At 67.8% G+C, this 25,218-nt stretch carries 27 protein-coding genes; 17 read left to right on the top strand and 10 right to left on the bottom strand.

All coding sequences use genetic code 11. The annotated features are described in order from the left end of the window. Positions 1-209: 209 nt before the first annotated feature. From aroQ to accC, 4 genes are all read left to right on the top strand, one after another. Positions 210-650 (top strand): type II 3-dehydroquinate dehydratase, encoded by a 441-nt coding sequence (gene aroQ / locus IB228_RS15945; protein ID WP_192199156.1) that lies wholly within the window; start codon positions 210-212, stop codon positions 648-650. A gap of 61 nt (positions 651-711) precedes the next feature. Next, complete coding sequence (gene accB, locus IB228_RS15940; RefSeq protein ID WP_183640973.1) at positions 712-1,191, top strand: acetyl-CoA carboxylase biotin carboxyl carrier protein; 480 nt, start codon at positions 712-714, stop codon at positions 1,189-1,191. A 27-nt stretch (positions 1,192-1,218) separates the two neighbouring features. Next, on the top strand, positions 1,219-1,659 hold the full coding sequence (locus IB228_RS15935; protein WP_192199155.1) for a four helix bundle protein: 441 nt from the start codon (positions 1,219-1,221) through the stop codon (positions 1,657-1,659). Then, entirely contained in the window at positions 1,649-3,016 is a 1,368-nt protein-coding gene (gene accC / locus IB228_RS15930) for an acetyl-CoA carboxylase biotin carboxylase subunit (protein ID WP_141454205.1), read from the top strand. The genes IB228_RS15935 and accC overlap by 11 nt, the downstream gene beginning before the upstream one ends. A gap of 885 nt (positions 3,017-3,901) precedes the next feature. Here accC and IB228_RS15925 read toward each other — a convergent pair. Then, positions 3,902-4,267 (bottom strand): hypothetical protein, encoded by a 366-nt coding sequence (locus IB228_RS15925; RefSeq protein WP_183640967.1) that lies wholly within the window; start codon positions 4,265-4,267, stop codon positions 3,902-3,904. Beyond that, on the bottom strand, positions 4,264-5,187 hold the full coding sequence (locus tag IB228_RS15920; protein ID WP_183640965.1) for a hypothetical protein: 924 nt from the start codon (positions 5,185-5,187) through the stop codon (positions 4,264-4,266). The genes IB228_RS15925 and IB228_RS15920 overlap by 4 nt, the downstream gene beginning before the upstream one ends. A 99-nt stretch (positions 5,188-5,286) precedes the next feature. Here IB228_RS15920 and prmA point away from each other — a divergent pair, with 99 nt between their 5' ends. From prmA to IB228_RS15905, 3 genes are all read left to right on the top strand, one after another. Then, positions 5,287-6,210, top strand: a complete 924-nt coding sequence (prmA, locus tag IB228_RS15915) for a 50S ribosomal protein L11 methyltransferase (protein WP_183640963.1) — start codon at positions 5,287-5,289, stop codon at positions 6,208-6,210. Between the two features lie 147 nt (positions 6,211-6,357). Beyond that, positions 6,358-6,750, top strand: coding sequence for a helix-turn-helix transcriptional regulator (locus tag IB228_RS15910; RefSeq protein ID WP_181444175.1), 393 nt, complete (start codon positions 6,358-6,360; stop codon positions 6,748-6,750). Positions 6,751-6,895: 145 nt separating this feature from the next. After that, complete coding sequence (locus IB228_RS15905; RefSeq protein WP_183640960.1) at positions 6,896-7,279, top strand: GFA family protein; 384 nt, start codon at positions 6,896-6,898, stop codon at positions 7,277-7,279. A gap of 45 nt (positions 7,280-7,324) precedes the next feature. Here the strand turns inward: IB228_RS15905 and IB228_RS15900 are convergent, their stop codons facing one another. Both IB228_RS15900 and IB228_RS15895 read right to left on the bottom strand, forming a co-directional pair. Continuing rightward, positions 7,325-7,804 (bottom strand): DUF4019 domain-containing protein, encoded by a 480-nt coding sequence (locus IB228_RS15900; protein ID WP_183640958.1) that lies wholly within the window; start codon positions 7,802-7,804, stop codon positions 7,325-7,327. 131 nt (positions 7,805-7,935) lie between these two features. Beyond that, positions 7,936-8,994 carry a serine hydrolase domain-containing protein gene (locus tag IB228_RS15895; protein ID WP_183640956.1) on the bottom strand — a complete coding sequence of 353 codons (1,059 nt, stop codon included), beginning with the start codon at positions 8,992-8,994 and terminating at the stop codon, positions 7,936-7,938. A gap of 276 nt (positions 8,995-9,270) precedes the next feature. Between IB228_RS15895 and IB228_RS15890 the strand changes: the two genes are divergently transcribed. The 8 genes from IB228_RS15890 to IB228_RS15855 all read left to right on the top strand — a co-directional run bounded on the left by IB228_RS15890 (position 9,271) and on the right by IB228_RS15855 (position 17,665). Further along, complete coding sequence (locus tag IB228_RS15890; RefSeq protein ID WP_183640954.1) at positions 9,271-10,203, top strand: DUF3426 domain-containing protein; 933 nt, start codon at positions 9,271-9,273, stop codon at positions 10,201-10,203. Positions 10,204-10,332: 129 nt separating this feature from the next. Continuing rightward, positions 10,333-10,602: a DNA-binding transcriptional regulator Fis gene (gene fis / locus IB228_RS15885; RefSeq protein WP_141454214.1), complete on the top strand. Its 270-nt coding sequence runs from the start codon at positions 10,333-10,335 to the stop codon at positions 10,600-10,602. A gap of 112 nt (positions 10,603-10,714) precedes the next feature. After that, the gene (gene purH / locus IB228_RS15880) at positions 10,715-12,298 is read left to right on the top strand and encodes a bifunctional phosphoribosylaminoimidazolecarboxamide formyltransferase/IMP cyclohydrolase (protein WP_183640952.1); all 1,584 of its coding nucleotides are present in this window, start codon (positions 10,715-10,717) and stop codon (positions 12,296-12,298) included. Between the two features lie 2 nt (positions 12,299-12,300). After that, entirely contained in the window at positions 12,301-13,164 is an 864-nt protein-coding gene (locus IB228_RS15875; protein ID WP_203323684.1) for a site-specific DNA-methyltransferase, read from the top strand. A 70-nt stretch (positions 13,165-13,234) separates the two neighbouring features. Next, positions 13,235-14,527, top strand: coding sequence for a phosphoribosylamine--glycine ligase (purD, locus tag IB228_RS15870; protein WP_192199154.1), 1,293 nt, complete (start codon positions 13,235-13,237; stop codon positions 14,525-14,527). Between the two features lie 368 nt (positions 14,528-14,895). Next, the gene (locus IB228_RS15865) at positions 14,896-16,815 is read left to right on the top strand and encodes an MFS transporter (RefSeq protein ID WP_192199153.1); all 1,920 of its coding nucleotides are present in this window, start codon (positions 14,896-14,898) and stop codon (positions 16,813-16,815) included. Between the two features lie 94 nt (positions 16,816-16,909). Then, positions 16,910-17,242, top strand: a complete 333-nt coding sequence (locus IB228_RS15860; RefSeq protein ID WP_183640945.1) for a CD225/dispanin family protein — start codon at positions 16,910-16,912, stop codon at positions 17,240-17,242. A 12-nt stretch (positions 17,243-17,254) separates the two neighbouring features. Further along, complete coding sequence (locus IB228_RS15855) at positions 17,255-17,665, top strand: DUF2752 domain-containing protein (protein WP_183641417.1); 411 nt, start codon at positions 17,255-17,257, stop codon at positions 17,663-17,665. Between the two features lie 473 nt (positions 17,666-18,138). Here IB228_RS15855 and IB228_RS15850 read toward each other — a convergent pair whose 3' ends face one another. The 6 genes from IB228_RS15850 to IB228_RS15825 form a co-directional block, all read right to left on the bottom strand. Further along, entirely contained in the window at positions 18,139-19,032 is an 894-nt protein-coding gene (locus IB228_RS15850) for a cobalamin biosynthesis protein (RefSeq protein WP_183640943.1), read from the bottom strand. Between the two features lie 241 nt (positions 19,033-19,273). Then, a complete protein-coding gene (nudC, locus tag IB228_RS15845) occupies positions 19,274-20,200 on the bottom strand; it encodes an NAD(+) diphosphatase (protein WP_183640940.1) in 927 nt (308 codons plus the stop codon). 14 nt (positions 20,201-20,214) lie between these two features. Further along, the gene (gene erpA, locus IB228_RS15840) at positions 20,215-20,595 is read right to left on the bottom strand and encodes an iron-sulfur cluster insertion protein ErpA (RefSeq protein ID WP_141454222.1); all 381 of its coding nucleotides are present in this window, start codon (positions 20,593-20,595) and stop codon (positions 20,215-20,217) included. A 27-nt stretch (positions 20,596-20,622) separates the two neighbouring features. After that, the gene (locus IB228_RS15835; protein WP_183640938.1) at positions 20,623-21,345 is read right to left on the bottom strand and encodes a DUF6776 family protein; all 723 of its coding nucleotides are present in this window, start codon (positions 21,343-21,345) and stop codon (positions 20,623-20,625) included. 54 nt (positions 21,346-21,399) lie between these two features. After that, positions 21,400-21,810 (bottom strand): polymer-forming cytoskeletal protein, encoded by a 411-nt coding sequence (locus IB228_RS15830; protein ID WP_183640936.1) that lies wholly within the window; start codon positions 21,808-21,810, stop codon positions 21,400-21,402. Between the two features lie 2 nt (positions 21,811-21,812). Next, positions 21,813-22,544, bottom strand: a complete 732-nt coding sequence (locus tag IB228_RS15825) for a DUF6776 family protein (RefSeq protein ID WP_192199152.1) — start codon at positions 22,542-22,544, stop codon at positions 21,813-21,815. 95 nt (positions 22,545-22,639) lie between these two features. Here IB228_RS15825 and IB228_RS15820 point away from each other — a divergent pair, with 95 nt between their 5' ends. Both IB228_RS15820 and IB228_RS15815 read left to right on the top strand, forming a co-directional pair. Next, positions 22,640-23,245 carry a DUF4126 domain-containing protein gene (locus tag IB228_RS15820; protein ID WP_183640932.1) on the top strand — a complete coding sequence of 202 codons (606 nt, stop codon included), beginning with the start codon at positions 22,640-22,642 and terminating at the stop codon, positions 23,243-23,245. Between the two features lie 82 nt (positions 23,246-23,327). Then, the gene (locus IB228_RS15815; RefSeq protein WP_192199151.1) at positions 23,328-25,217 is read left to right on the top strand and encodes an EAL domain-containing response regulator; all 1,890 of its coding nucleotides are present in this window, start codon (positions 23,328-23,330) and stop codon (positions 25,215-25,217) included. The last annotated feature ends 1 nt before the right edge of the window (position 25,218 follow it).

The following is a 25,218-nucleotide window of genomic DNA, read 5'->3' as shown; positions in this document are numbered from 1 at the left end:
GGGAAGTCCGCAGCCTGTTTGGCGTCACGGACCCACCGGCCTCCGGCCCCCTTGTCGCGGGCCTGCCCGCGCGAAACGTCCATCCACCAAGCCTTGCGCGCGTGGGGGGCTCCGAAAATTCAAACATCCGTTTAAAACGCCAACAACTTCGGCGATCTGGACAGGATCGCCGGCTTCGCGCAGACTGCCGCCCTCCCGTCGGAGCGCCCATGGCTAAACTGCTGGTCCTGCATGGTCCCAACCTCAACCTGCTCGGCACCCGCGAGCCGGAGGTGTACGGCCATGCCACGCTGGCGGACATCGACGCCGCCCTGCTGGCGCAGGCGCAGGCGGCGGGCCATGAGCTGTCCAGCTTCCAGTCCAATGCCGAGCACCTGCTGGTGGACCGGGTCCAGGCGGCCCGCACGGATGGTACCGCCTTCGTCCTGATCAATCCGGCCGCCTTCACCCACACCTCGGTCGCCCTGCGCGACGCGCTGGCGGCGGTGGCCCTGCCCTTCATCGAAATCCACCTGTCCAACCCGCACCGCCGCGAGCCGTTCCGCCACCACAGCTATTTCAGCGATCTGGCGGTCGGCGTGGTCTGCGGGTTCGGCGCCGACAGTTACCGCTACGCGCTGGATGCCGCGCTGGCGCGATTGTCCGGCTGACCCTTTCCAACCTTTTCCTTTTCGTTCCCCGCCTGGGAACCCGCTCAACCAAGAGGCCCCTATGGATCTCCGCAAAATCAAGAAACTGATCGACCTGCTGGAAGAGTCGAACCTCGCCGAAATCGAAATCAAGGAAGGCGAGGAATCCGTGCGCCTGGCGCGCGTGCCCAAGGGCGGCCTGGTCGCCGCCGCGCCGGCCCCGGTGTACGCCCCGGTCGAGGCCCGCCCGGCCGCGCCGATGCCGATGAGCTCGCCCACCGAGGCCTCGACCGGCGGAGCCGCCAAGGCCGGCGGCAACCTGCCCGAAGGCCACGTGATGCGCGCGCCGATGGTCGGCACCTTCTACGCCTCGGCCTCGCCGGACAAGCCGGCGTTCGTCAGCGTCGGCCAGGCCGTCAAGGCCGGCGACACGCTGGCGATCATCGAGGCGATGAAGATGTTCAACCCGATCGAAGCCGACGTTTCCGGCACCATCCAGGCCATCCTGGCCGAGAACGGCCAGCCGGTGGAGTTCGATCAGCCGTTGTTCGTGATCGGCTGACGCCGATCACGACGGGATTCGGGATTCGTGATTCGGGATTCGGCCAAGCAGCGACCGCATGAGCGCCTGGAGGTCTGGCGCGATGCGATGACGCTGGTCGAATCGATCTACCGGGTCACGGCGCCGTTTCCCGATTCGGAGCGATTTGGTCTGACCATGCAGTTGCGCCGTGCCGCTGTCAGCGTGCCTTCGAACATCGCCGAGGGCGCCGCAAGGCGTTCGACCGCCGAGTACCTGCGCTTCCTTTCGATGGCGCGGGGCTCGCTGGCCGAGATCAGCACGCAGATCGAGATAGCGCGACGCCTTGGCTACCTGGCCGTACGGGACGCTATCGAAGATCTGGTTGATCGCACCTTCGCACGCCTCAATGCCCTGATCCGCTCGCTCGAATCCTCGCCGCGTGGTGTCCGCGAGACGCACGCCCCCTACGAATCCCCAATCCCGAATCCCCAATCCCATGCTCGATAAAGTCGTCATCGCCAACCGGGGTGAAATCGCGCTGCGCATCCTGCGCGCGTGCCACACCCTGGGCATCCGCACGGTGGCCGTGCATTCCACGGTCGACCGCAACCTCAAGCACGTGGCCATGGCCGACGAGTCGGTCTGCATCGGTCCGGCTCCGTCGTCGGAGAGTTACCTCAACATCCCGGCGATCATCGCCGCGGCCGAGGTCACCGACGCGCAGGCCATCCATCCCGGCTACGGCTTCCTGTCGGAGAACGCCGACTTCGCCGAGCGGGTGGAGCAGTCCGGCTTCGTCTTCATCGGTCCCAAGGCCGACACCATCCGCCTGATGGGCGACAAGGTGGAAGCGATCCGCGCGATGAAGGCCGCCGGTGTGCCGTGCGTGCCCGGCTCGGGCGGTCCGCTGGGCGACGACATCGTCGCCAACACCAAGATCGCCCGCGAGATCGGCTATCCGGTGATCATCAAGGCGGCCGGCGGCGGCGGCGGTCGCGGCATGCGCGTGGTGCACGCCGAGGCCGCGCTGAGCAACGCCATCGCCACCACCAAGTCGGAGGCCAAGGCGGCGTTCGGCAACGATCAGGTGTACATGGAGAAGTTCCTGGAGAATCCGCGCCACGTGGAAATCCAGGTGCTGGCCGACGGCCAGGGCAACGCCATCCACCTGGGCGAGCGCGATTGCTCGATGCAGCGCCGCCACCAGAAGGTGGTGGAGGAAGCGCCCGCGCCCGGCATCACCGAGGCGCAGCGCGCCGAAATCGGCAAGGTCTGCGTGGAAGCCTGCCTGCGCATCGGTTACCGCGGCGCCGGCACGTTCGAGTTCCTGTACGAGAACGGCCGCTTCTACTTCATCGAGATGAACACCCGCATCCAGGTGGAGCATCCGGTCACCGAACGCATCACCGGCATCGATCTGGTCTGCGAGCAGCTGCGCATCGCCGCCGGCCGCAAGCTGACCATCAAGCAGGAGGACATCGTCCTGCGCGGTCACGCCATCGAGTGCCGCATCAACGCCGAGGATCCGGAAACCTTCATGCCCAACCCGGGCCTGATCCAGCACTTCCATCCGCCGGGCGGCCCCGGCGTGCGCGTGGACACCCACATCTACGAGGGTTACCGCGTGCCGCCGAACTACGATTCGATGATCGGCAAGCTGATCGTGCATGGCCCGGATCGCGAAACCGCCATCGCCCGCATGCGGGTGGCGCTGAGCGAGATGGTGGTCGACGGCATCAAGACCAACATCCCGCTGCAGCAGCGGATCATGCGCGATCAGGGCTTCCAGGCCGGCGGCCAGAACATCCACTACCTGGAAAAGCGCCTGGCCGAACGCAAGAACAAGTCGATCGCGCTGGTGTGATCGAAGCCTCTTCCCACTTCCCTGTGGGAGCGACGTAAGTCGCGAAGAAACCCGACCCGAAGCGGAAACGCTTCGGGCCGTTTCGTTTGGGGCGATGGGTTTGCGAGCCAGGTGATATCACGGTCGCGACTGACGTCGCTCCCACAGCGCGGGGTCAAGCGCTTTTCGTGCTGCATGCCCTTCATGGAACCACGCCAGCCGGCGAGTTGATCGCGCCGGCCTAACGTCACCCTTCCCCTGTCTTGTGGGAGCGACGTAAGTCGCGAAGAGACCCGGCCCGGAGCGGAAACGCTTCGGGCCGTTTCGTTTGGTGCGGTGAGTCTGCGAATCGAGTGATATCACGGTCGCGACTGACGTCGCTCCCACAGCGCGGGGTCAAGCGCTTTTCGTGCTGCATGCCCTTCATGGCACCACGTCAGCCGGCGAGTTGATCGCGCCGGCCTAACGTCACCCTTCCCCTGTCTTGTGGGAGCGACGTAAGTCGCGAAGAAACCCGACCCGGAGCGGAAACGCCCCGGGCCGTTTCGTTTGGTGCGGTGAGTCTGCGAATCGAGTGATATCACGGTCGCGACTGACGTCGCTCCCACAGCGCGGGGTTAAGCGCTTTTCGTGCTGCATGCCCTTCATGGAACCACGCCAGCCGGCGAGTTGATCGCGCCGGCCTGACGTCATCCTTCCCCTGTCTTGTGGGAGCGACGTAAGTCGCGAAGAAACCCGACCCGGAGCGGAAACGCCCCGGCCGTTTCGTTTGGTGCGGTGAGTCTGCGAATCGAGTGATAGCACGGTCGCGACTGACGTCGCTCCCACAGCGCGGGGTTCATGCAAAAAGGGCGGCTTCCTTGCGGGAGCCGCCCTTTTTGCATGACCTGTCGCCGTGGTATCGGTTCAGCGCTTCTCGTGCTGCGTGCCCTTCACCGGCATCACGCCGGTCGGCGAGAGCGGGTCGACGATGCGCAGGGTTTCGCTGGAGCCGTCCGGCCAGGTGACTTCCAGGGTCGTGCCGGCCGGCAGCGCCGAGAACGGCGCGCCGCTGCGCGCGCGGTACAGCGCGACCATCTGGGCCGCGCCGATCGCGCGATCTTCCTGCGAGGCCCGCACGCCGGCGGGCGTGCGCTGCAGATCGCGGTACGGCGTGTCCATGGCGTTGATCACCACGGTGGCGGCGGCGGCGGCGTAGGTGACGAACACCAGCATCCACAGCCAGATGTGGGGCCTTGGCAAAAACCGGTTGCGGTTCGATGGGTGGTTCATTGGATTGCTCTCCTGCCCGACAGCAGACTATCGACCATCTCGTTCAAGTTCTCGACACCTTGTCGCGGAACGCCGGCGTCCACGACGAATGCGGGGAAATCCTGCGACGGGTCCCGCGAACAGATGCCGCCGTGGGCGCAATAGGCGGTCATCAGATTACCTTGCGGACGGCAATCCAGCCCCAGTCGGCAGGCGGCGATCTGCCAGGCCACTTCCGACAGCCAGGTACCGGACACGCCACCGAGTTCGGCTTCCGTGCCGCTGGCGGCCAGGCCCATCGCCCGCGACAGCGCCAGGAAGGCCTGCGGGTCGCCGGAGGCGGTGACCCGCGCGACCAGCGCGCTGCGGTAGCCGGCGTCCTCCGACATCGGTTCGCCATCGGCCAGCAGCGCGGCCTCGGCGGCCAGGCTGCCGGCCTTGGCGGCCTGCACCCGCGCTTCGTGGACACTGCGCGAGGACAGCCCGTCCTCGGGCATGAAACGCGCGCAGCGCGCGCTGACCCGCTCGCGCGCGTCGGCCATGGTCGCAGCGTTGGAGACATCCAGCGCCGCGATGGCGCGGGTATCGCGGGCATAGCCGGCCGGGTTGCTGGCGAAGCCGGCGCAGTAGTCGTGCACCCGGCTCAGCATCCACCAGGCATCGGCGTCGCCGGCGCGCGCCTGCAGCGCCAGCTGCTGCGCATACACGAACAGATCCGGCGTGGTTTCGAATTCGCGCCGGCTGTCGAAGGCCAGCGCGGTCGGCGAGGATTCCTCGATCCGGCGCGCCGGCCGGGCGGCCGGTGCCGGTTCGTCGCTGGCGTCGGCGACCGGCGCCACGATCGGCGCGGCGGCATTCCGCGCGCCCTGCGCCCACCACCATGCACCCGCCGTGCCGAGCACGCAGGCGCATACGAGTACCCAGGGGAGCATGCGAGGCATCTCGCGATTATCCGTGGCCGCGCGGGGGGTTTCAACGCGGCCAGGCCTTGCCGGGCCGCGTGCGACAATACGCGCCCGAACCGCATTTTTACGCCTTCCATGCCCTATCTCGAGCTCACCTTGCGCTGCCGCGAATCTGAACAGCCGCGTTACGAGAATGCCCTGGAGGACGTGGGCGCGCTGTCGGTGACCCTGCTGGACGCCGACGCCGATACCGGCAACGAGCGGGCCATCCTGGAACCGGGCGTCGGCGAGACCCCGCTGTGGCATTCGCTGGTGCTGACCGCGCTGTTCCCCGCCGATACCGATGCGCTGATCCTGCTGGCCGCGCTGGAAGCCTTCGATCCCGGCCTGGACTGGACCGACGCGGCCTTCCGCACGGTCGAGGACGAGGACTGGGAACGCGCCTGGCTGGATCAGTTCAAGCCGATGCAATTCGGCGCACGCACCTTCATCGTGCCCTGGAACCACGAACTGCCCGAGGAAGCGCGTACCGACGACGCCGCGGTGGTGCGGCTGGATCCGGGCCTGGCGTTCGGTTCCGGCACCCATCCGACCACCGCGCTGTGCCTGCGCTGGCTGGACGGCCTGGCCGGCGACGGCGAGCTGGCCGGACGCACCGTGCTGGATTTCGGTTGCGGCTCGGGCATCCTCGCGCTGGCCGCGCTGAAGCTGGGCGCGGCGGCGGCGGTGGGCGTGGACAACGATCCACAGGCGCTGATCGCAACTACCGACAACGCCGGGCGCAACGAAGTGGGCGATCACCTGTCGGTGTTCCTGCCGGAAGACGAGCCGGTGGCGCGCTATCCGATCGTGGTCGCCAACATCCTGGCCTCGGCACTCGACGCACTGGCCGAAACCCTGGCCGATCGTGTCGCGCCGGGTGGACGCATCGCGCTGTCGGGCATCCTGCACGGGCAGGAGGCGGATCTGCTGGAGCGCTACTCGCCGTGGTTCGAATCGCTGCGCGCCGAACGCGAGGACGACTGGATGCGCATCGATGGCATCCGCCGCTCAGCGTGAGGCGAATATCTTTCGCCGCCAACTAATGTGAGTGGCGTAATTTTCACCATGTTAGAATCACTAACAATCCGCCAGAGCCAGTGTTACTGACCTCACTTGCATGGAGGACCGGCTATATCGGTTTCCCCTTCGTCCTCCCATGCCGACATCGTGAGCAACAAGCTGTACCTGAGGGTCCGACAGGCCCGTGAACACGCCGGTCTGACCCAGGAACAACTCGCGGTCGAACTGAGCCTGACCCGCAGCGCGATCGCCCAGTGGGAAATGGTCGACGGCACCTGTCCGTCGGTCGAGAACATGATCGCCCTGGCCATCCGCACCGGCATGGGTTTCGAATTCCTCGCCACCGGCCGCGGCCCGGCCTTCATCGACAAGCCCAACCCGCACGTCGGCGAGGACGGTGCCGGCTACGGCAAGGATCTCAGCGAGCAGCAGCGCCGCCTGCTGGAACGTTTCGACAGCCTCTCGCCACGTCAACGCACCGGCCTGCTGGATCTGATCGGCGACGGCGGCAAGCGTCCGCGCAAGCGCCGGCGCTAACCGCAGTTCTCCGTCGCGCTGCCGCGCCGCGCCTTGCCCGCGGCGGTTTCCCGCCCTAGGCTGCGTTTTCCCGGCAGCGGCGGCCGCCGTCACCGGGCCACGGGAATCCACCGGAAATTTCCGGCATCACGCGCGGGAGAGCGGCATGCAAACGCATCGGGGCAGTTGCCATTGTGGACGCATCACCTTCGAGTTCGACGGCGAGGTGGGCGTCGCCATCGAATGCAACTGCTCGATCTGCCGGCGCAAGGGCGCGCTCTGGCATGGCACGGACGACGCGCATTTCCGCCTGCTGTCCGGCGAATCCGAACTGGGCACCTACCGGTTCGGCACCCAGACCGCCGCCCATTACTTCTGCCGGCACTGCGGCGTCAGCCCCTTCAGCCATCCCCGTATCGCCCCGGCGATGTGGGTGGTGAACCTGCGCTGCGTGGACGAAGTGGATCTGTCGGCGTTGAAAGTGTTTCCGTTCGACGGACAGAACTGGGAAGCGGCCGCGCAGCAGTTCCTGAAAGCGCGCGCCGGCTGAGTCTCTCGCAGCGCGAGTGATGCGTGCTGGCCGGTCCGTGCGGTGCTAACCCGCGTCGGCGGTGAAATTGACCTGCTTGTGGACGAAGTAGCCGATGATCATCCAGCGGCCCCCATGCCGCTGCATGACTACCTTCTCGGTACCGGTCGCGCCGTCCGCACGCCTGATGTACTGCACCACGACATACTCGCCTTCGGGCACCCGCGTATCCACGCGGGTACTGAAGCCGAAGCCCTGCAACTTGCGTCCCTCGGGAAGCACCATCTTGCGCGTCAGCTTCAGCGTGTTGACCCAGACGAACTCGCTGGTCATGTCCTTCAACGCCGGGCCCGCTTCTTCCCAGGTCTTCTGATACTGCTGGCTGTCGATCAGGGCCAGATAGCCTTCGGCGGCCTTCCGCGCCGCTTCCCGTTCCTCGGCGGTTCCGGCCGTGGGCGCGGGCAACTTTTCTTCCTGCGACGGCGTGAACGAGACCCGGCACCCCGCCAACAACACCAGCAGCGCGAACAGCGCGATCCTTCCCATCACCCTTCCTTCCCCTGACACTGATCGAACCAGCGGATCCGGTTCGTCCCCGCATTGGAGCCTAAGGTCGGCGACCGGGCTTCGCAACCGTGCGCCATAAGCAACACGTGGATTCGTCCCGCATGGGGTGACTATGGACGCAGCGTCGGCCAGCCCAGCACCGGGTGCGGACCGGGGAGGTAGGTCTCCAGCAGCTCCGACGCCAGCGACAGGCCGTTGTCGCTGTTGGTGAACCAGAGCACCCCGCGCCGTTGCGCCGGGCAGGCCATGAAGAACGACTGGAAGCCGTTGTTGATGCCGTGATGGAACAGGCAGTCGCCTTGCGTATGTTCCTCCAGCCCCACGCCCAGGCCCCAGCCCAGCGCGTAGGCCGCATCCACTTCGGCCGTGCGCGCGCGCAGCCGCGCCTGCGCCGAGCCGGGTACCGCCAGCATGAGCGCCCGCACAAAGCGCGCGTAGTCGGCCGGTGTGGTGTACAGCGAGGCCGCCGCGATGGGGCGGCGGAAGCGCATCGCTTCCAGCGGCTTGCCCTGCTTGTCGTAGCCGGTGGCGATGCGATCGGCATAGTCGTCGCGCCAGACGAAGCTGCTGTCGCGCATGCCCAGCGGCGTGAACACCCGCTCGACCGCCAGCGCCGGCAACGATTCACCGGTGATGTGTTCCAGCACCGTCGCCAGCAACGAGAAACCCTCGCCCGAATATTTCCATTCCGTGCCCGGTTCGGCGGCGAACCGCAGCGGTTCGCCGAACGCCCAGTTCGGCAGCCCGCCGCGATGACTCAGCACCAGGCGCGCGGTGACCTTGCGCAGGCGCGGATCCTCGACGACATCCCACACCGGCTGGTCGCCCAGCAGCGCCTGATCGTGCCGATAAGGCCCATCCAGGTAATCCGCCAACGGGCGATCCAGATCCAGCTTTCCGTCATCGACCAGCGCCAGGGCGATCATCGCGGTGACCGGCTTGCTGAGCGAGGCGGCCTGGAACACCGTTTCGCTGGACATCGTGCGCTGGCCTGCGACATCGGCCATACCGCAGGCATCGATGTCCGTCCGCGCGTCCCGGAACGACACGATCACCGCGCCCGGCACCTGCGCACCCTTGCCGACGATAGCCGCCGGACACTCTCCGGCCTGCGCCGTCCCCAGCCACCCGCATCCCGCCAGTAACCATCCGGCCAGTCGAAACTTCATCACCGCTCCTCGTCAGCAACGACGCGCTGCCGCCGAACTTCAGCTCGGGGCGGCTCTCCGGTATCACCACTCTAGGAAGCCCGCCGGTGTGGCGCCATCGGCCAGAAGTCCCAGCCGCTTGTGGCAGGGGTGAAGAAGGGGAAGCGCGCGCGTCGAACATGCGCGTCCGCGGTGCCTGCTTCACTCAGGACGGCGTCGCCGATTGGACGGTGCGCGCGGGTCCGGCCCTGCCTGCCCGGCTTTGCGCGCCCCGGCCCGCATGTTTGAATAGGCCGCATGTTCATCGCCTGCCCGCACTGTCGCTATCTGGTGGCCACCGACCCGCGTGGGCAGCATGCCCCGGCGCACTGCCCGCGTTGCGGGGGCGCGCTGGGCGACGCCGGCGCGCGGGATGACGGACGCGCGACCGCATCCGTGCCCGATGCCGCGGCGGTCGACGGCGGCCCCAGCCTCGCGCGCCTGCTGCGCCGCGACGAAGCCGGTACGGTCGAATCACCCGCGTCCGTCGCCAGGCCGGCGGAAGACGACGCCGTCGAGGTCGAGGTCGAGGCGGCATCCTCCATCGCCGAATCCGAATCCGAATCCGAATCCGCAGATTCCTCCGAATCTTCCGCCGATGCGATCACCGAACCGGACGCGGTCGAGCTACCCGCCGCCGCGTCGGCGGCCCACGCTCCGGCGCGACCGGCACCGCGCGCGCCCAGCTTCCTGCATGGACAGGCGCATGCACGCGTACCTTCCGGTGTGCCGCGTTGGCAATGGGCCACGCTGATCGTGCTGGCGGCGGTGCTGGTGTTGCAGGTGCTGCTGGCCGATCGCGCGCGCCTTTCCGCCGATGCCGGCTGGCGGCCGGTGCTCGCGTCGCTGTGCAACGCGCTGGGCTGTTCGCTGCCGCCGTGGCGCGAACCGCAGGCGTTCGCGATGCTCGATCGCGACGTGCGTCCGGTGCCCGGCGCGCCGGGCGTGCTGCTGGCGCAGGCGACCTTCCGCAACGATGCGCGTTGGGCGCAGTCGTGGCCGGTACTGGTGCTGACGCTGAAGGATGCCGACGGGCGCACCCTGGGGGCGCGCGCGTTGCGTCCGGCCGAGTACCTGCCCAGGGACAGCGCGGCCCTGGCGACCATCGGTCCCGGGCAGAGTGCCCAGGTGGCCGTGCGGGTCCGCGAACCAAGTGCCAACGTGGTCGCGTTTTCCTTCGACTTCCGCTGATCGGCGCCGCCAACGCGCGTTCCCGCGACGAACGGGGTGCACGGACGCACGACTGGCGCTAGACTCCCTCCCCCGCCGCAGAACACAACCACAAGGCGGGCGCTTCGTCCTCCGCTTCCGGGAACCCGTGTGAACGCAGCTTCCACCCGCCAAGACAATCCCCGTTCGCCCCGTCCGCCGCTGCGCGAACATGTCGCCCAGTCGGTGCGCCGCTATCTGCGTGATCTGGACGGCTGCGACGCCGACGACGTGTACGAGATTGTCCTGCGGGAAATGGAGATTCCCCTGTTCGTGGAAGTCCTGAACCACTGCGAGGGCAACCAGAGCCGGGCCGCGGCCCTGCTCGGCATCCACCGCGCCACCCTGCGCAAGAAGCTGAAGGACTACGGGCTGGCCTGAGCGCGCCCGATCACGCCGGATCACGCCGATCGCGGCCTGATCCGCCCCGTCCACGGGGGAAGCGACCCGCCCGGGAGGCTATAATTCCGCGGTCCTCCCGCCGCATCTCCCCATGACCGACCAACGCCTGCCCGTCCGCCGGGCACTGCTTTCCGTTTCCGACAAAACCGGCCTCATCGAACTGGCGCAGGCCCTGGCCGCACGCAACGTGGAACTGCTGTCCACCGGCGGCACCGCCAAGGCCCTGCGTGACGCCGGCCTGGCCGTGCGCGACGTCTCCGACGTCACCGGCTTTCCCGAAATCATGGACGGACGGGTCAAGACCCTGCATCCCAAGGTCCACGGCGGCCTGCTGGGCCGTCGCGGCACCGACGACGCGGTGATGGCGCAGCACGGCATCGGCGCGATCGACCTGCTGGTGCTGAACCTGTATCCGTTCGAGAAAGTCACCGCGCGCGCCGACTGCACCCTGGACGAGGCGGTGGAGAACATCGACATCGGCGGCCCGGCGATGCTGCGCGCTGCGGCGAAGAATTTCGCCCATGTCGCGGTCGCCACCGATCCGGCGCAATACGCCGATCTGGTGCGCGAACTGGACGAACACGACGGCAGCCTGTCGGCGCGGACCCGCTTCGCCCTGTCGGTGGCCGCGTTCAACCGCGTGGCCCAGTACGACGCGGCGATCAGCAACTACCTGTCCGCGGTCACCGACGCTTCGGCGGTGGTGCCGGCGCGCAGCGAGTTCCCGGCGCAGATGAATTCCACCTTCGTGAAGGTGATGGATCTGCGCTACGGCGAGAATCCGCACCAATCCGGTGCGTTCTACCGCGACCTGGGCCCGGTGCCGGGCACGCTGGCGACCTTCCAGCAGTTGCAGGGCAAGGAACTGAGCTTCAACAACCTGGCCGACGCCGATTCGGCGTGGGAATGCGTGCGCCAGTTCGACGCACCAGCCTGCGTGATCGTCAAGCACGCCAATCCGTGCGGCGTGGCGGTCGGCGTGGCCTGCGGCGATGCCTACGAACTGGCCTATGCGACCGATCCCACCAGCGCGTTCGGCGGCATCATCGCCTTCAACCGCACCCTCGACGCGGCCACCGCCAAGGTCATCCTGGATCGCCAGTTCGTCGAAGTGCTGATCGCGCCGGACTACGAGGAAGGCGCGCTGGACTACGCGAAGAAGAAGGCCAACGTGCGGGTGCTGCGCATCCCGCTGGGCGCCGGCCTCAACAACTACGACAGCAAGCGCATCGGCTCCGGCCTGCTGCTGCAGTCCTCCGACAACCGCGGCATGAGCGCGGACGAGCTGAAGGTGGTCAGCCAGCGCTCGCCGACCGAGGCCGAGCTGCGCGACCTGCTGTTTGCCTGGCGGGTGGCCAAGTACGTCAAGTCCAACGCGATCGTCTACGCCAAGGACAACCGCACGATTGGCGTCGGCGCGGGCCAGATGAGCCGGGTGTACTCGGCGCGCATCGCCGGCATCAAGGCCGCCGACGCGAACCTGCAGGTGGAAGGCTCGGTGATGGCCTCGGATGCGTTCTTCCCGTTCCGCGACGGCATCGACGCCGCCGCCGAAGCCGGCATCAAGGCGGTGATCCAGCCGGGCGGCTCGATGCGCGACAGCGAGGTCATCGCCGCCGCCGACGAGCATGGCCTGGCCATGGTGTTCACGGGCGTGCGCCACTTCCGGCACTGATCGTGCCGGCCCGCGCGCAGCCTGCCGCCACCTCCCCCGCCCTGGCCGACGCGCTGGGGCTGGGCACGCTGGCCGCAAGCCCGACCTCGCCCAACCGGCTCGCCTGGGCCGATGCCGACGGTCGCGCGCTGCTGTATCGCGCCAACTGCCTGGAACTTCTGGACCGGATCATCGAACGCCATCCGGATGGCTTCTTCGACATGATCTTCGCCGACCCGCCGTATTTCCTCTCCAACGGCGGCGTCACCTGCCATGGCGGGAAAATGGTCAAGGTCGACAAGGGCGCCTGGGATCGCAGCCAGGGCCCGGCCTACAACCACGAGTTCAACCTGGCCTGGCTGCAGCGCTGCCAGGCCGCGCTGAAAGCCGACGGCACCCTGTGGGTATCCGGCACCCACCACGTGATCCATTCGGTCGGCTTCGCCATGCAGCAACTGGGCATGAAGCTGCTCAACGACATCACCTGGGAAAAACCCAATCCGCCGCCCAACCTGGCCTGCCGCACCTTCACCCATTCCACCGAGACCCTGATCTGGGCGGCGAAGACGGAGAAGAGCAGGCATCGCTTCCACTACCGGAAGATGAAGGCGGAGAACGGCGACAAGCAGATGAAGTCGGTATGGCGCCTGCCCGCGCCGGCCAAGGGCGAGAAGAGCCACGGCCGCCATCCCACCCAGAAGCCGGTGGAACTGCTGCTGCGCTGCATCGAGGCTTCGACCGATCCCGGCGATCGCATCTTCGATCCCTTCAACGGTTCCGGCACCACCGGCGTGGCCGCGCTGCGCAGCGGCCGGTGCTATGTCGGCAGCGAGCTGGATCCGGCCTTCGTCAGGCTGACCGCCGCACGGCTCGGGGCCGAGGCATGAGCGCGCCACGATTCCCCTTCCTTTCCTTGATCCGCGCCGCGGGTCCACACGCATTTCGGAGTAGACAGCCATGAAGATCCTCGTCATCGGTTCCGGCGGCCGCGAACACGCGCTGGCCTGGAAGATCGCGCAGTCGCCGCGCGTGGCCGAAGTGCTGGTCGCTCCCGGCAACGCCGGCACCGCGCGCGAGGACAAGTGCCGCAACGTCGCCGTGGGTGCGACCGAAATCGATCGCCTGGTCGAACTGGTGAAACAGGAAGGCGTGGCCCTGACCGTGGTCGGCCCCGAAGCGCCGCTGGTCGCAGGCGTGGTGGATCGTTTCCGCAGCGAGGGCCTGCGCATCTTCGGACCCACCGCCGCCGCCGCGCAGCTGGAAGGCAGCAAGGCGTTCGCCAAGGATTTCCTCGCCCGCCACGGCATTCCCACCGCGCACTACGCGGTATTCACCGAGACCGCGCCGGCATTGGCCTACGTGCGCGAGAAGGGCGCGCCGATCGTGATCAAAGCCGACGGCCTGGCCGCGGGCAAGGGCGTGATCGTGGCGATGACCCTGGCCGAGGCCGAGTCCGCCATCCAGGACATGCTGGCCGGCAACGCGTTCGGCGCGGCCGGCGCGCGGGTGGTGGTGGAAGAATTCCTCGATGGCGAGGAAGCCAGCTTCATCAGCATGGTCGACGGCCGCACCGCACTGCCGATGGCGACCTCGCAGGATCACAAGCGGGTCGGCGACGGCGACACCGGCCCCAACACCGGCGGCATGGGCGCGTATTCACCGGCACCGGTGGTGACGCCGGAAGTGCACGATCGGGTGATGCGTGAAGTGGTCAATCCGACCGTGCAGGGCATGATCGCCGACGGCGTGCCATTCACCGGCTTCCTGTATGCCGGGCTGATGATCGACGGCAATGGCGTGCCGAAGGTGATCGAGTTCAACGTGCGCTTCGGCGATCCGGAAACCCAGCCGGTGATGCTGCGCCTGCGCTCGGATCTGGTGGATCTGGTGGAAGCGGCCATCGACGGCCGCCTGGACGCCACCGAGGCGGACTGGGATCCGCGTCCATCGCTGGGCGTGGTGATGGCGGCGGCGAACTATCCGGAAACGCCGAAGACCGGCGACGCCATCCACGGCCTGGACGCGAATCTCGGCCCGGCCAAGGTTTTCCACGCCGGCACCCGCCCCGGCAACAACGGCGAAGTGCTGACCAGCGGCGGTCGCGTGCTGTGCGTGGCCGCGCTCGGCGACAGCGTCGGCGACGCGCAGCGCAATGCCTATGCCGGTGTCGAACGCATCAGCTGGGATGGGGAGTTCCATCGCAATGACATCGGCTGGCGCGCAATCGCACGCGAAAAACCCACCGCGTAGAGCCGAGCTTGCTCGGCTGCTAGTGCTCTTTCTTGCGCCTGGGAAAAAGCAGAGCAAATCCCCCTCAGTCCCCCTTTTTCAAAGGGGGAGGTGTTTCCGGGGTACTCCCTCATCACCGCATCAGAATGGTTTCCCATCGGAGATGGCGAGCGGTTTCAATGTCACCACCTACCGCGGCCTTGGACAGCCCCCTTGACCAGCCATTCGGCTGTTGAAAGCGAAAAAGGGGCGGGCACCCGCGCAGCGGGTGACGGGGGGTTTGCGCGGGGTGTCTGAAAGCACCTCTCCCAAGTCCCTCGGAAAGCCGCCCCCGGTAAACCGGATGCCCCCATCGTTCTGCTAGGCTGCGCGCAACCCACGGAGGGCGCATGTCCAGCCACAGCCAGTTCGTCTTGTTGAAACAGCGGCGCTTTCTGCCGTTCTTCCTGGTCCAGTCGCTGGGCGCGTTCAACGACAACGTCTACCGCCAGGCGATCATCGGCCTGCTGGGTTTCATGAGCGTCAGTGCGCAGGACAAGACGCTGTACACCAACCTGGCGCCGGCCATCTTCATCCTGCCCTACTTCCTGTTCTCGGCCACCGCCGGCCAGATCGCGGAGAAGCTGGAGAAATCGAAGCTGATCCGGATCACGACGACGATGGAAATCGTGATCATGTCGCTGGCCGCAATCGGCTTCCTCACCCAGGATCTGATCGTCCTGTTGACCGCGCTGTTCTGCACCGGCCTGCAATCGACCCTGTTCGGCCCGGTCAAGTACTCCATCCTGCCCTCGGTGCTCAAACCCGAGGAACTGACCGGCGGCAACGGTCTGGTCGAGATGGGCACCTCGCTGTCGATCCTGATCGGCATGATCTTCGGCGGCCTGATCTTCAACCTGGCCGGCAGCCATGGCCCGACCGTGGCCGCGATCGCCATCATCCTGCTTGCCATCACCGGCAACCTGGTCAGCCGGCTGATTCCGCGCGCCGACGCGGGGGCGCCGGAACTGAAGATCAACTGGAACCCGCTGACCGAATCGCGCACGGTGCTGCGCCTGGCCAAGAAGCAGGTCGCGGTGCGCAACTCGGTGCTGGGCGTGTCCTGGTTCTGGTTCTTCGGCACCGTGCTGACCGGCAACATCCCCACCTACGCCGATCTGAACCTGGGCATCGGCACCTGGTACGTGTTCCCGTTGGCGCTGTTCTCGATCGGCACCGGCGTGGGTTCGCTGTTGTGCGAACGCCTTTCCGCACGCACCGTGGAAATCGGCCTGGTGCCGCTGGGCGCGTTCGGCATGAGCGCGTTCCTGCTGGATCTGTACTTCGCCCGCAGCGGCGTGGCGCCGGTCGCCGGTTTGTCGGTATCGGCATTCCTGCAGCAGCCCGGCAGCTGGCGCATCGTCATCGACCTGATCGGCATCGGCCTGTTCACCGGCTTCTTCGTGGTGCCGCTGTTCGCGCTGATCCAGAGCCGCACGCCGAAGCAGGAACTGGCCCGGGTCATCGCCGGCATGAACATCCAGAACGCCGGTTACATCGTGCTGGCGGCGGTGCTGGGCATCGCCCTGCAGATGAAGGAACTGGCGCTGGGCGGATTCCGCATCCCGCTGCCGGGGCTGACCATCCCGCAGCTGTTCCTGGTGCTGGCCATTGCCAACGCCGTGGTGGCGATCTGGATCTTCACCCTGGTGCCCGAATTCCTGATGCGCTTCCTGAGCTGGGTGCTGGTGCGCTTCCTGTACCGGCTGCGCCTGCACGGCATCGAGAAGCACGTGCCCGACGAAGGCCCGGCACTGCTGGTCTGCAACCACGTCAGCTACATGGATGCGCTGCTGCTGGCGGCCAGCATCCCGCGGCCGGTGCGCTTCGTCATGTACTACAAGATCTTCAACATCCCGGTGATGAGCTGGATCTTCCGCACCGCCAAGGCCATCCCGATCGCCGGGGCCAAGGAGGATCCGGAACTGATGCGGCGCGCATTCGAGGAAATCGACCAGGCCCTGGCCGACGGCGAGATCGTCGGCATCTTCCCGGAGGGCGCGCTGACCCGCGACGGCGGCATCGCGCCGTTCAAGTCGGGGGTGGAGAAGATCCTGGAACGGCGGCCGGTGCCGGTGGTGCCGATGGCGCTGAAGGGCATGTGGAGCAGCATGTGGAGCCGCCGCGACAGCCGGCTGGGCCGGATGCGGGTACCGCGCCGTTTCCGTGCCCACGTGGAGGTGGTGGCCGCGCCGCCGGTGGACGGGACGACCGCGACCGCCGAGAGCCTGGAGGCGATCGTGCGCGGACTGCGTGGCGACGACGCCTGACCCCATCGAACCTTCACGGCGCGCATACGAATCGCGGGTACAGACGTTAGACTAGGGTCCGACCACCCCGCTTCATCACTGCAAGGAGACTCCGATGAGTGCCGTTCCCCCGTTGCCGCAACAGGCTCCCGCCAACATCCCCAACCATCTGGCCTGGTCGATCATCTCGACCGTGCTGGCGACCTGCCTGTGCTGCCCGCTGGGCCTGGTCGGCATCGTCGCCATCGTGTTCTCCAGCCAGGTCAACAGCAAGTTGAACCAGGGCGACCTGGAAGGCGCGCGCCGCGCTTCCAACAACGCCAAGACCTGGTGCTGGGTCGCCACCGCGCTGGCGATCATCGGCCTGCTGCTCAACATCTACGTCCTGGCCACCGGTGGCATGGCGCAGTACATGCAGATGATGGAACAGATCCAGCAGCAGCAGTAAGTTCCGGTGTCCATTGCCCTGAAACCGCTGCAATGGACCGCGCTGGCGGGGATCGCGCTGCTGATCCCCGCCGGCGTCTGGCTGCTGCTGCATTTCGATCCGAACGTCGAGGGCAATCCGTTCCTGCCCTGCATCTTCCGCGAGCTGACCGGCTTCTACTGCATCGGCTGCGGCCTGACCCGCGCACTGCACGCGCTGGTGCACGGCGACATCGTCCGCGCCTTCGGCATGAACCCGCTGGCGATGCTGGTGCTGCCGATGGTGCCGCTGCTGGTGGCCCATTCGCAGGGCTGGCGGCCACGCGCGCTGGAACCGCTGATGCGCGTGATCATGGAACCGAAACTTTGGCTGGTGGTGTTGCCAACGTATTGGATAGCCCGCAATTTGCCTTGGTATCCCTTCACCCTGCTGGCCCCGGGTTGATCCAAAGCCGCTTTGGCGGATGGACATGGACGCGCTGCGGCGCGTTCCCCGATTTCGGCGCCCACCCTTTCAGGTGGCGCGGATAGCCCGCAATTTGCCTTGGTATCCCTTCACCCTGCTGGCCCCGGGTTGATCCAAAGCCGCTTTGGCGGATGGGCATGGACGCGCTGCGGCGCGTTCCCCGATTTCGGCGCCCACCCTTTCAGGTGGCGCGGATAGCCCGCAATTTGCCTTGGTATCCCTTCACCCTGCTGGCCCCGGGTTGATCCAATCCCCCCTTGTGGGAGCGACGTAAGTCGCGAAGCTTCGAACCTTGAAGTACCGCTGCCTACTTCCCCCTTGGCAAAATCACGCGCTGTCTTGTCATTCCGATATCGTCGGGATATCGCGACTTACGTCGCTCCCACATGATTGTTTTTCCGACCGATCTTTCGGTCGGGATCACGGTCGCGACTGACGTCGCTCCTACGGATTTAGCTGACCCAGCCGCCGATGACGAATACGGCGAGCACCGCCATCCAGACCAGCAGGATGCGCCAGACCAGGCTCATGGCGTCGCGCAGTTCGGGCAGTTCGCGCATGGCCTGGACCATGCCTTCCTCCGCGTAATCCTCGGCCTCTTCCGCCAGTTCGCTGCGCACGCTCGCGCGCGCGGCGTGGCCGAGGAATCCGGTCCGCAATTGCAGGCTGTTGCCGTGCGCCTCGCGCCAGGCCTGGAAGACGGTATCGAAGTTGCCGACCAGGGCCATCGCCAGGGTCATCAGCTGGGCGACCGGCCATTCCAGCACGGACAGCAGCGCGCGCGCGCCCTCGCGGGTGTCGTGCGGCAGCGCGCGCTGGAACTCGCCTTCGGCGGTCAGTGCGACCAGCCGGTACAGCAGCGCGCCGATCGGCCCGAGCAACAGGAACCAGAACAGCACGCCGAACCAGCGCCGCAGCGCGTTGCGGAACACGGCTTCCACCAAGGCCGGGCCATCGGCGGCCACGGTCTCGCCATCCGGCCACAGGCGGGCAATCGCCTCGCGCCGCGCGGCCGGCTCGTGCGCATCGATGATCGCTTCCACGTCCACGTCGAGATCGCGCGGACCCCACGCGTAGACCAGCACCAGCACAGAGAACAACAGCCCGACCAGGCCCAACAGCGGCTCGTGCAACACCCACTGGAACAACCCGACCAGCAGCAGCGGCGGCACCAGCGCCAGCGCAATGCCGTAGCGCCCGCGCCAGAAACCGTCTCCGGGGAAGCGTTCGTCGAGCCAGCGCAGCCAGTGTCCGTACCAATGGAACTGACGGACCGACGTGACCAGTGACGGCGCGACGTGCCCGAGTACCAGCGCGACGACCACGGCGACCAGGGTGATGGACATTCGGTTCCTCCTTCCCCCGGATTCTAGCCTGCCGCTTCGTTAATGTCGGGTCTGGGGGCGCGCCCGGCTGCGCCTGGAACAAATCCCCCTCGGTCCCCCTTTTCGCTTTCAACAGCCGAATGGCTGGTCAAGGGGGAGGAAAAAGCGGGTTTCCGTAGGGTGGTAGCACTTGTGATGCCCCCCTTGACCAGCCATTCGGCTGTTGAGAAGCGATCGCGGCTGGAGGATCCACGACAGCCGCTCAGGAGCGTCGCCGCGCGAGCATCCCGGCATGCCAGTGATCGATCAGCGAGCGTGCGATGGAAATCCGCGGCGACAGCAGCAGGCCTTCGTCGCCGTCGCCCTCGCGGCGTTCGCGGGCCGCGTCGATTTCATCGAAGGTGAACCAGCGCGCGTCTTCCAGTTCGTCGTCCACCCGCGGCACGTCCGGCTCGGCGTCGGCGGCGAAGCCCAGCATCAGCGCGCCGGGGAACGGCCACGGCTGCGCGCCCAGGTAGCGGCAGCCGCGCACGCGCACGCCGGTTTCCTCCAGCACTTCGCGCGCCACCGTCTGTTCCAGGGTTTCACCGGGTTCGACGAAACCGGCGATCACCGAATAGCGGCGCGCCGGCCAGGACGATTGGCGGCCCAGCAGCAGGCGTTCGCCATCGCTGACCGCGACGATCACCGCCGGGTCCACGCGCGGGTAATGGTCCGCGTCGCATTGCAGGCAACGGCCCTGGTAACCGGCGCGGCGGAACTCCACCTCGCCGCCGCACAGGCCGCAGAAGCGGTTGCGCGAACGCCAATAGAACATCGCCCGCGCCAGCGCGAACACGCCAGCCTCGAACGCCGGCCAGACCGCCGCCGCGCGGCGCAGATCCACGCGTTGCGCGGCTTCGAACGGCACGCTGTCCGCCTCGACCGCGAACCACGCGGTCTCGCCGCGCAGGCCAAGGAAGATCGCCGTGCCGGGACCGCCGCCGAGCGCTTCGCCGGTAGGCGCCGCCAGTTGTCCGGCCGTATCGGCGAACGCTTCACCCTCGCGGGTCAGCACGATCACGCGCGCGCCGGGCCACAGGCGGAACAGGGTGTCGGGGTCGTCGCGCAGCTTGTCGGCGCGATCCAGCGGCTCGCCCGCGAAGGCGAAACCGGTCAACGCGGAGGCGGTGCTGGAATCGGTGCCCACGGGGTGAGCGGGTGTCACATGCTGAAACTGCTGCCGCAGCCGCAGGTGGTCTTGGCGTTGGGATTGCGGATGACGAACTGCGCGCCCTGCAGGCTCTCGCTGTAGTCCACCTCGGCGCCCATCAGGTATTGCAGGCTCAGCGGATCCACCAGCAGGGTCACGCCGTCGGTGTCCACCGCCAGATCGTCCTCGGCGCGGTTCTCGTCGAACTCGAAACCGTACTGGAAGCCGGAGCAGCCACCGCCCTGGATGTAGACGCGCAGCGCCAGTCCGGCGTTGCCTTCCTCATCGATGAGCTCGCGGACCTTGGCGGCCGCGGCGTGGCTGAAGTTCAGCGGGCGCTCGAGTGACTGGTAGTCCGGCGCCGCCGAGGGCAGGGAAACGAGGTTGTCCATGGCGATCAGGATGGGGGTTGGGGGGACTCACTTCAAGCCGGAAGCACCAGTGCCCTCGCGGCCGCTGGCGGCGGCCCAGGTGAACGATTGTTCCACCGCAGCGCCGTTCTGCGGCACCAGCCGCGCGGTCACCCGGACCGGCTCGAAATCGGCGGGCAGGACCAGGTCGCCCTCGACCTGCTGGAAATACTTGAACGAATACGGCAGGCCCGGCGCATCGGCCTGCTGGCGCAGGTCCGACCACGCCAGCCGCTGCAGCTTGCCGGCGCGGGTGCCTTCCACCGACACCAGCAGCCGGCCGGCATTGACCGCGCCGCGGTTGAGGTTCTGGGTCAGGGTGGCGGTGAAATGCCAGGCCTGGTCGGTCTGCGGCTGCAGCTTGAGTTCGTGCACGGCCAAGCCGCGACGCTGGCCGGTGGCGCCGACGAAGCGCTCGTAGAAGGCCACGTCGGCGCGCAGGCCGGCGATTTCCTCGTCGCGCTCGGCCAGCGCGGTCTGCAGGTCGCGGTTGGCGTCGCGGCTGATCTGGTCCGAGCGCGACAGCGTGGCGACCCGCTGCTCCAGTTGCTCGACCTGTTTTTTCTGGGCCTGGAACTGATGCGCGCTGGGCGCCTGTCCGCCGCCGGCCAGGACCTGCCACAGACCCCAGCCGCCGAAGGCGACCAGCAGCGCCAGCAAGGCGACGGCCGCGTAGAACCAGAGCCGCCCGCTGGCCGGCGGGGGCGGTGAAGGAAGAGGAGTCTCACTCATGGGCCGAGCATAGCGCGGCCCGCCGGAGGGGGCTCTGAATGCCGGCGAACCAGTTCAGGCGTGGGCGGGGACCAGGTTTTCGGCGGTCTCGCCGGCGCTGGCGAGCGCCGTGGCATGCACCAGCCGGCCAGTGAGCTGGGCGCCGGCGCTCATCTCCACCACCTGGTAGTGGATGTTGCCGTGCACCCGCGCCTTGGACGCCAGTTCCACCCGGTCGTCGGCGTACACGTTGCCGACCAGTTGGCCGTTGATGATCACCACCGGCGCGCGCACCTCGCCTTCGATGCTGCCCTGCTCGGCCAGCGTCAGCACCGCGCGCTCGCCTTCGGCGGCCAGCACCTTGCCCTGGATCCGCCCTTCCACGTACAGGCCGCCGCTGAAGATCAGATCGCCCTGGATGGTGACCTGCGGGCCGATGAGGGTGTCGATGGCCTGGCCATCGCGCTGGGGCTTGTGCTTGAACATGATCATTTTCCTCCGGCTGAGGTCGCGAGTTTCCAATCGAACGCCTGCTCCACCGCGCGCTCGCCGCCGCTGAGTTGCACCTTCACCCGCTGCGGGGTGAAGCCGCCGGGCAGCATCACGCTGCCATCGAGCTGCTGGAAATAGCGGAAGGAGTAGGCCTGCCCGGCCACGCCGGACTGCTGGTGCAGTTCGTCCCAGCCGATCGTCGCCAGTTGCCCGTCGCGCACGCCCTCCACCGCGAAGCGCATCGCGCCTTCGCTGATGGCGCCGCGGTTGAGCGTCTGGGTCAGGGTGATCTGGTATTGCCAGGCGCCGCCCGGCGCGCGGCTGAACTCGGCCAGGTGCACGTTGAGGCCGCGGCGCGGGGCGGTGGCCCCGACCAGGCGCTCGTAGAACGCCACGTCCGCACGCAGTCCCGCGATTTCCTCGTCACGCTCGGCCAGCGAGGCTTGCAGTTCCTGGTTGGCGGTGCGGCTGATGCGATCGGAAACGCCCAGGGTGGTTTCGCGCTGGCTCAGTTGCTGCAGTTCGGCCCGCTGCCGGCGGACCTGGTCCCGGGCCTGGTCCAGCGCCTGCTTCGCCTGCCCCAGCCGGGGCGCGGCGGTGTAGCTGGCCAGCCACCAGACCCCGGCCAGCGTCCCCGCCCAGGCCAGTCCCGCCACGGCCAGCCAGAGTCTGCGGCGCGAGGGCCGCTGTTCGACGATCTGGTAGCGCGGGAAGGGGGATCTGGACATGAGCGAATCCCTGGCCGCGCTCAGGCAGCAGCCAGACAGGAGGCCTATACTCGGGACCATCGACAGGGCCGTCGAGTCTACTGGGAACCGCCGGGATGTCCGAAGCACATCTTTTCGTAATTGGGATCCTGTTGGCATGGATGGCCGGGATCCGCGTCTACCTGACGGTGTTCGGCCTCGGCCTGGCCGGCGCGCTGGGCTGGCTGGATCTGCCGCCGGCCCTGCAGGTCACGCAGTCTTGGTGGGTGCTGGGCACCTCGGGCGCGCTGGCGCTGGCCGAATTCTTCGCGGACAAGATTCCGGGGGTGGACTCGGGCTGGGATCTGCTGCAGACCCTGGCGCGGGTGCCGGCGGGCGCCTTCCTGGCCGCCGCCACGCTCTCGCCGGACGGACAGCTCGGCGGTGGCGCGCTCGCCGCCGGCGCCGGCATCGCCCTGACCAGCCACGTGCTGAAGAGCGGTTCGCGCGCGCTGATGAACACCTCGCCCGAGCCGGTCAGCAACTGGGCCGCCTCGGTCACCGAGGACGCGGTGGTGGTGGGCGGCCTGGCGCTGGCCTTTGCCCATCCCTGGATCGCCCTGATCCTGGTGGTCGGCATATCGATCGTGCTGGCGCTGGCGGTGTGGTGGGTCTGGCGTCGCGTCAGCCGTGGCCTGAAACGGCTGCTCGGTACGTCTGATCCTCGAATGCCGACCCCTTGACGCGGAAAACCGGATGCTCCGGAACGCCTGTGCCGGGTCGTGAACTTCATCGCATAATGCGGCACATGCTTGGGGAAGCCTGATGTCTGCCACTGACGCCACATCCCGCCGGCAGGATGAGCCTTCGCGCTCCCGTCTGCGGGCCGAAACCCCGCCGCCGGGCTACTGGCGGCGCTGGACGGCCGACGCGCCCGCGCCGGTGCCGCTGAAAGGAGGTATGTCCGCGATGACCGCATCCTCTCCGCCGCCCGCGACCGGCGACGTGCCGCCGGTGCCGGGCAACGATGCCGGCGGTGCCGCACCGGCGGCTTCCAGCCGTACCGGCGACACCCAGGAAAGCCCCTACCGGGTGCTCATCGTCGAGGATGATCGCGGCCAGGCGCTGTTCGCCCAGAGCGTGCTGCACGGCGCCGGCATGCAGGCCGAAGTGCAGATGCAGTCCGACGGCGTGCTCGATGCGATGGAGCGGTTCAAGCCGGATCTGGTGCTGATGGATCTGCACATGCCCGGTCGCGACGGCATGAACCTGACGATGCTGATCCGCCAGCAGCCCGAGTACCTGCACCTGCCGATCGTGTTCCTGACCGGGGACCCGGATCCGGAACGCCAGTTCGAAGTGCTGGAAAGCGGCGCCGACGATTTCCTCAACAAGCCGATCCGGCCGCGTCACCTGATCGCGGCGGTGGCCAACCGCATCCAGCGCGCGCGCCAGCGCGTCGCGCCATCCCTCGCGCGCGCCACCATCAACACCGAGACCGGCCTGCCGACCCGCACCTACCTGCTGCAACAGGTGGGCACGGCAGTGCAATCGGCCTCCGGCGGCGGCCTGTTCTTCATCGAAGTGGGCAGCGCGCTGAGCCTGCGCGAGCGCTATGGCTACGCGGCGTTCGAGCAGTTGATGAACCAGGCCGGGCGTCGCCTGGCCGAAGTGGCCGCGCCCCACCCGGTCGCGCGGCTGAACGACAACAGCTTCCTGTCGCTGGCCGCCGGCCAGGACGAATCCACCCTGGAAACGCAGGCCGCGCGCCTGCGCGACGGGCTGACCCTCAATCCGTTCCCGATCGGCGCGGGCGAGACCCTCAACCTGCGCAGTTCCATCGGCTACACGCCGCTGTCGATCGGCTTCGCCGACGCCGGCAGCGCGCTGGAGGCCACCGAGCGCGCGGTGCTGCAGGCACGCCTGAAGGGCAACAACCTGGCCGGCTACACCCCGACCCAGGTCACCGAGGATGCGCCGAAGATCTCGCTGGAGGACGGCCGCTTCGAACTGGCCTACCAGCCGATCGTCGCGGTCGCCGGCAGCGATCAGGCGCAGTACCAGGTGCTGCTGCGCATGCGCCAGCCCGACGGTTCGCTGCTGCCCGCCTCGCAGGTGATCCCGGCGGCCGAATCGGCCGGCGGCATCGCCCAGATCGATCACTGGGTGCTGGAACACGCGTTGTACGTGCTGGCCGAGCGCCAGTCGCAGGGACCGTCGCTGCGCCTGTTCGTTTCGCAGTCACCGCGCACGCTGGCGCGCGAATCGCACGCGCAGTGGCTGCTGGACACCCTGGCCGAACGCGGCATCGAAGGCACCTCGCTGGTCATCGACCTGCGCATGGCCGACGCGCTGATCCACACCGTGACCCTGCGCGATTTCTGCCACCAGCTGATGCCCAGCGGCGTGCAGTTCTGCCTGAGCCAGTTCGAACCCGGTCGCGAGGCCGACGCGTTGCTGACCCAGTTGCCGCTGGGCTACCTGCGGGTGGCCAGCCGCTATGCCGGCGCCCATACCGATCCGAAGCTGCGCGACGAGCTGCGCGGCATCATCGACCAGGCGCATCGCGCCGGCCTGCAGGTCATCGGCCAGCAGATCGAGGATCCGCAAGCGGCCGCCGCGATGTGGATGGGCGGCGTCGACTTCATCCAGGGCAATCTGGTGCAGGCCGTCGGCAGCGAACTCGGCTTCGATTTCCACAACGCGGTGCTGTAGG

Origin of the sequence: Pseudoxanthomonas sp. PXM04, from assembly GCF_014851695.1 — a bacterium.
Classification (GTDB): Bacteria; Pseudomonadota; Gammaproteobacteria; order Xanthomonadales; family Xanthomonadaceae; genus Pseudoxanthomonas_A; species Pseudoxanthomonas_A beigongshangi.
This window is presented reverse-complemented; position numbering and strand designations above follow the sequence as displayed.

Excerpts from the sequence above, each read along its gene's own strand:
- aroQ (WP_192199156.1), top strand. The coding sequence starts at position 210 with ATGGCTAAACTGCTGGTCCTGCATGGTCCCAACCTCAACCTGCTCGGC.
- accB (WP_183640973.1), top strand. The coding sequence starts at position 712 with ATGGATCTCCGCAAAATCAAGAAACTGATCGACCTGCTGGAAGAGTCG.
- accC (WP_141454205.1), top strand. The coding sequence starts at position 1,649 with ATGCTCGATAAAGTCGTCATCGCCAACCGGGGTGAAATCGCGCTGCGC.
- IB228_RS15925 (WP_183640967.1), bottom strand. The coding sequence starts at position 4,267 with ATGAACCACCCATCGAACCGCAACCGGTTTTTGCCAAGGCCCCACATC.
- IB228_RS15920 (WP_183640965.1), bottom strand. The coding sequence starts at position 5,187 with ATGCCTCGCATGCTCCCCTGGGTACTCGTATGCGCCTGCGTGCTCGGC.
- prmA (WP_183640963.1), top strand. The coding sequence starts at position 5,287 with ATGCCCTATCTCGAGCTCACCTTGCGCTGCCGCGAATCTGAACAGCCG.
- IB228_RS15905 (WP_183640960.1), top strand. The coding sequence starts at position 6,896 with ATGCAAACGCATCGGGGCAGTTGCCATTGTGGACGCATCACCTTCGAG.
- IB228_RS15900 (WP_183640958.1), bottom strand. The coding sequence starts at position 7,804 with ATGGGAAGGATCGCGCTGTTCGCGCTGCTGGTGTTGTTGGCGGGGTGC.
- IB228_RS15895 (WP_183640956.1), bottom strand. The coding sequence starts at position 8,994 with ATGAAGTTTCGACTGGCCGGATGGTTACTGGCGGGATGCGGGTGGCTG.
- IB228_RS15890 (WP_183640954.1), top strand. The coding sequence starts at position 9,271 with ATGTTCATCGCCTGCCCGCACTGTCGCTATCTGGTGGCCACCGACCCG.
- purH (WP_183640952.1), top strand. The coding sequence starts at position 10,715 with ATGACCGACCAACGCCTGCCCGTCCGCCGGGCACTGCTTTCCGTTTCC.
- purD (WP_192199154.1), top strand. The coding sequence starts at position 13,235 with ATGAAGATCCTCGTCATCGGTTCCGGCGGCCGCGAACACGCGCTGGCC.
- IB228_RS15865 (WP_192199153.1), top strand. The coding sequence starts at position 14,896 with ATGTCCAGCCACAGCCAGTTCGTCTTGTTGAAACAGCGGCGCTTTCTG.
- IB228_RS15860 (WP_183640945.1), top strand. The coding sequence starts at position 16,910 with ATGAGTGCCGTTCCCCCGTTGCCGCAACAGGCTCCCGCCAACATCCCC.
- IB228_RS15850 (WP_183640943.1), bottom strand. The coding sequence starts at position 19,032 with ATGTCCATCACCCTGGTCGCCGTGGTCGTCGCGCTGGTACTCGGGCAC.
- erpA (WP_141454222.1), bottom strand. The coding sequence starts at position 20,595 with ATGGACAACCTCGTTTCCCTGCCCTCGGCGGCGCCGGACTACCAGTCA.
- IB228_RS15835 (WP_183640938.1), bottom strand. The coding sequence starts at position 21,345 with ATGAGTGAGACTCCTCTTCCTTCACCGCCCCCGCCGGCCAGCGGGCGG.
- IB228_RS15830 (WP_183640936.1), bottom strand. The coding sequence starts at position 21,810 with ATGTTCAAGCACAAGCCCCAGCGCGATGGCCAGGCCATCGACACCCTC.
- IB228_RS15825 (WP_192199152.1), bottom strand. The coding sequence starts at position 22,544 with ATGTCCAGATCCCCCTTCCCGCGCTACCAGATCGTCGAACAGCGGCCC.
- IB228_RS15820 (WP_183640932.1), top strand. The coding sequence starts at position 22,640 with ATGTCCGAAGCACATCTTTTCGTAATTGGGATCCTGTTGGCATGGATG.
- IB228_RS15815 (WP_192199151.1), top strand. The coding sequence starts at position 23,328 with ATGTCTGCCACTGACGCCACATCCCGCCGGCAGGATGAGCCTTCGCGC.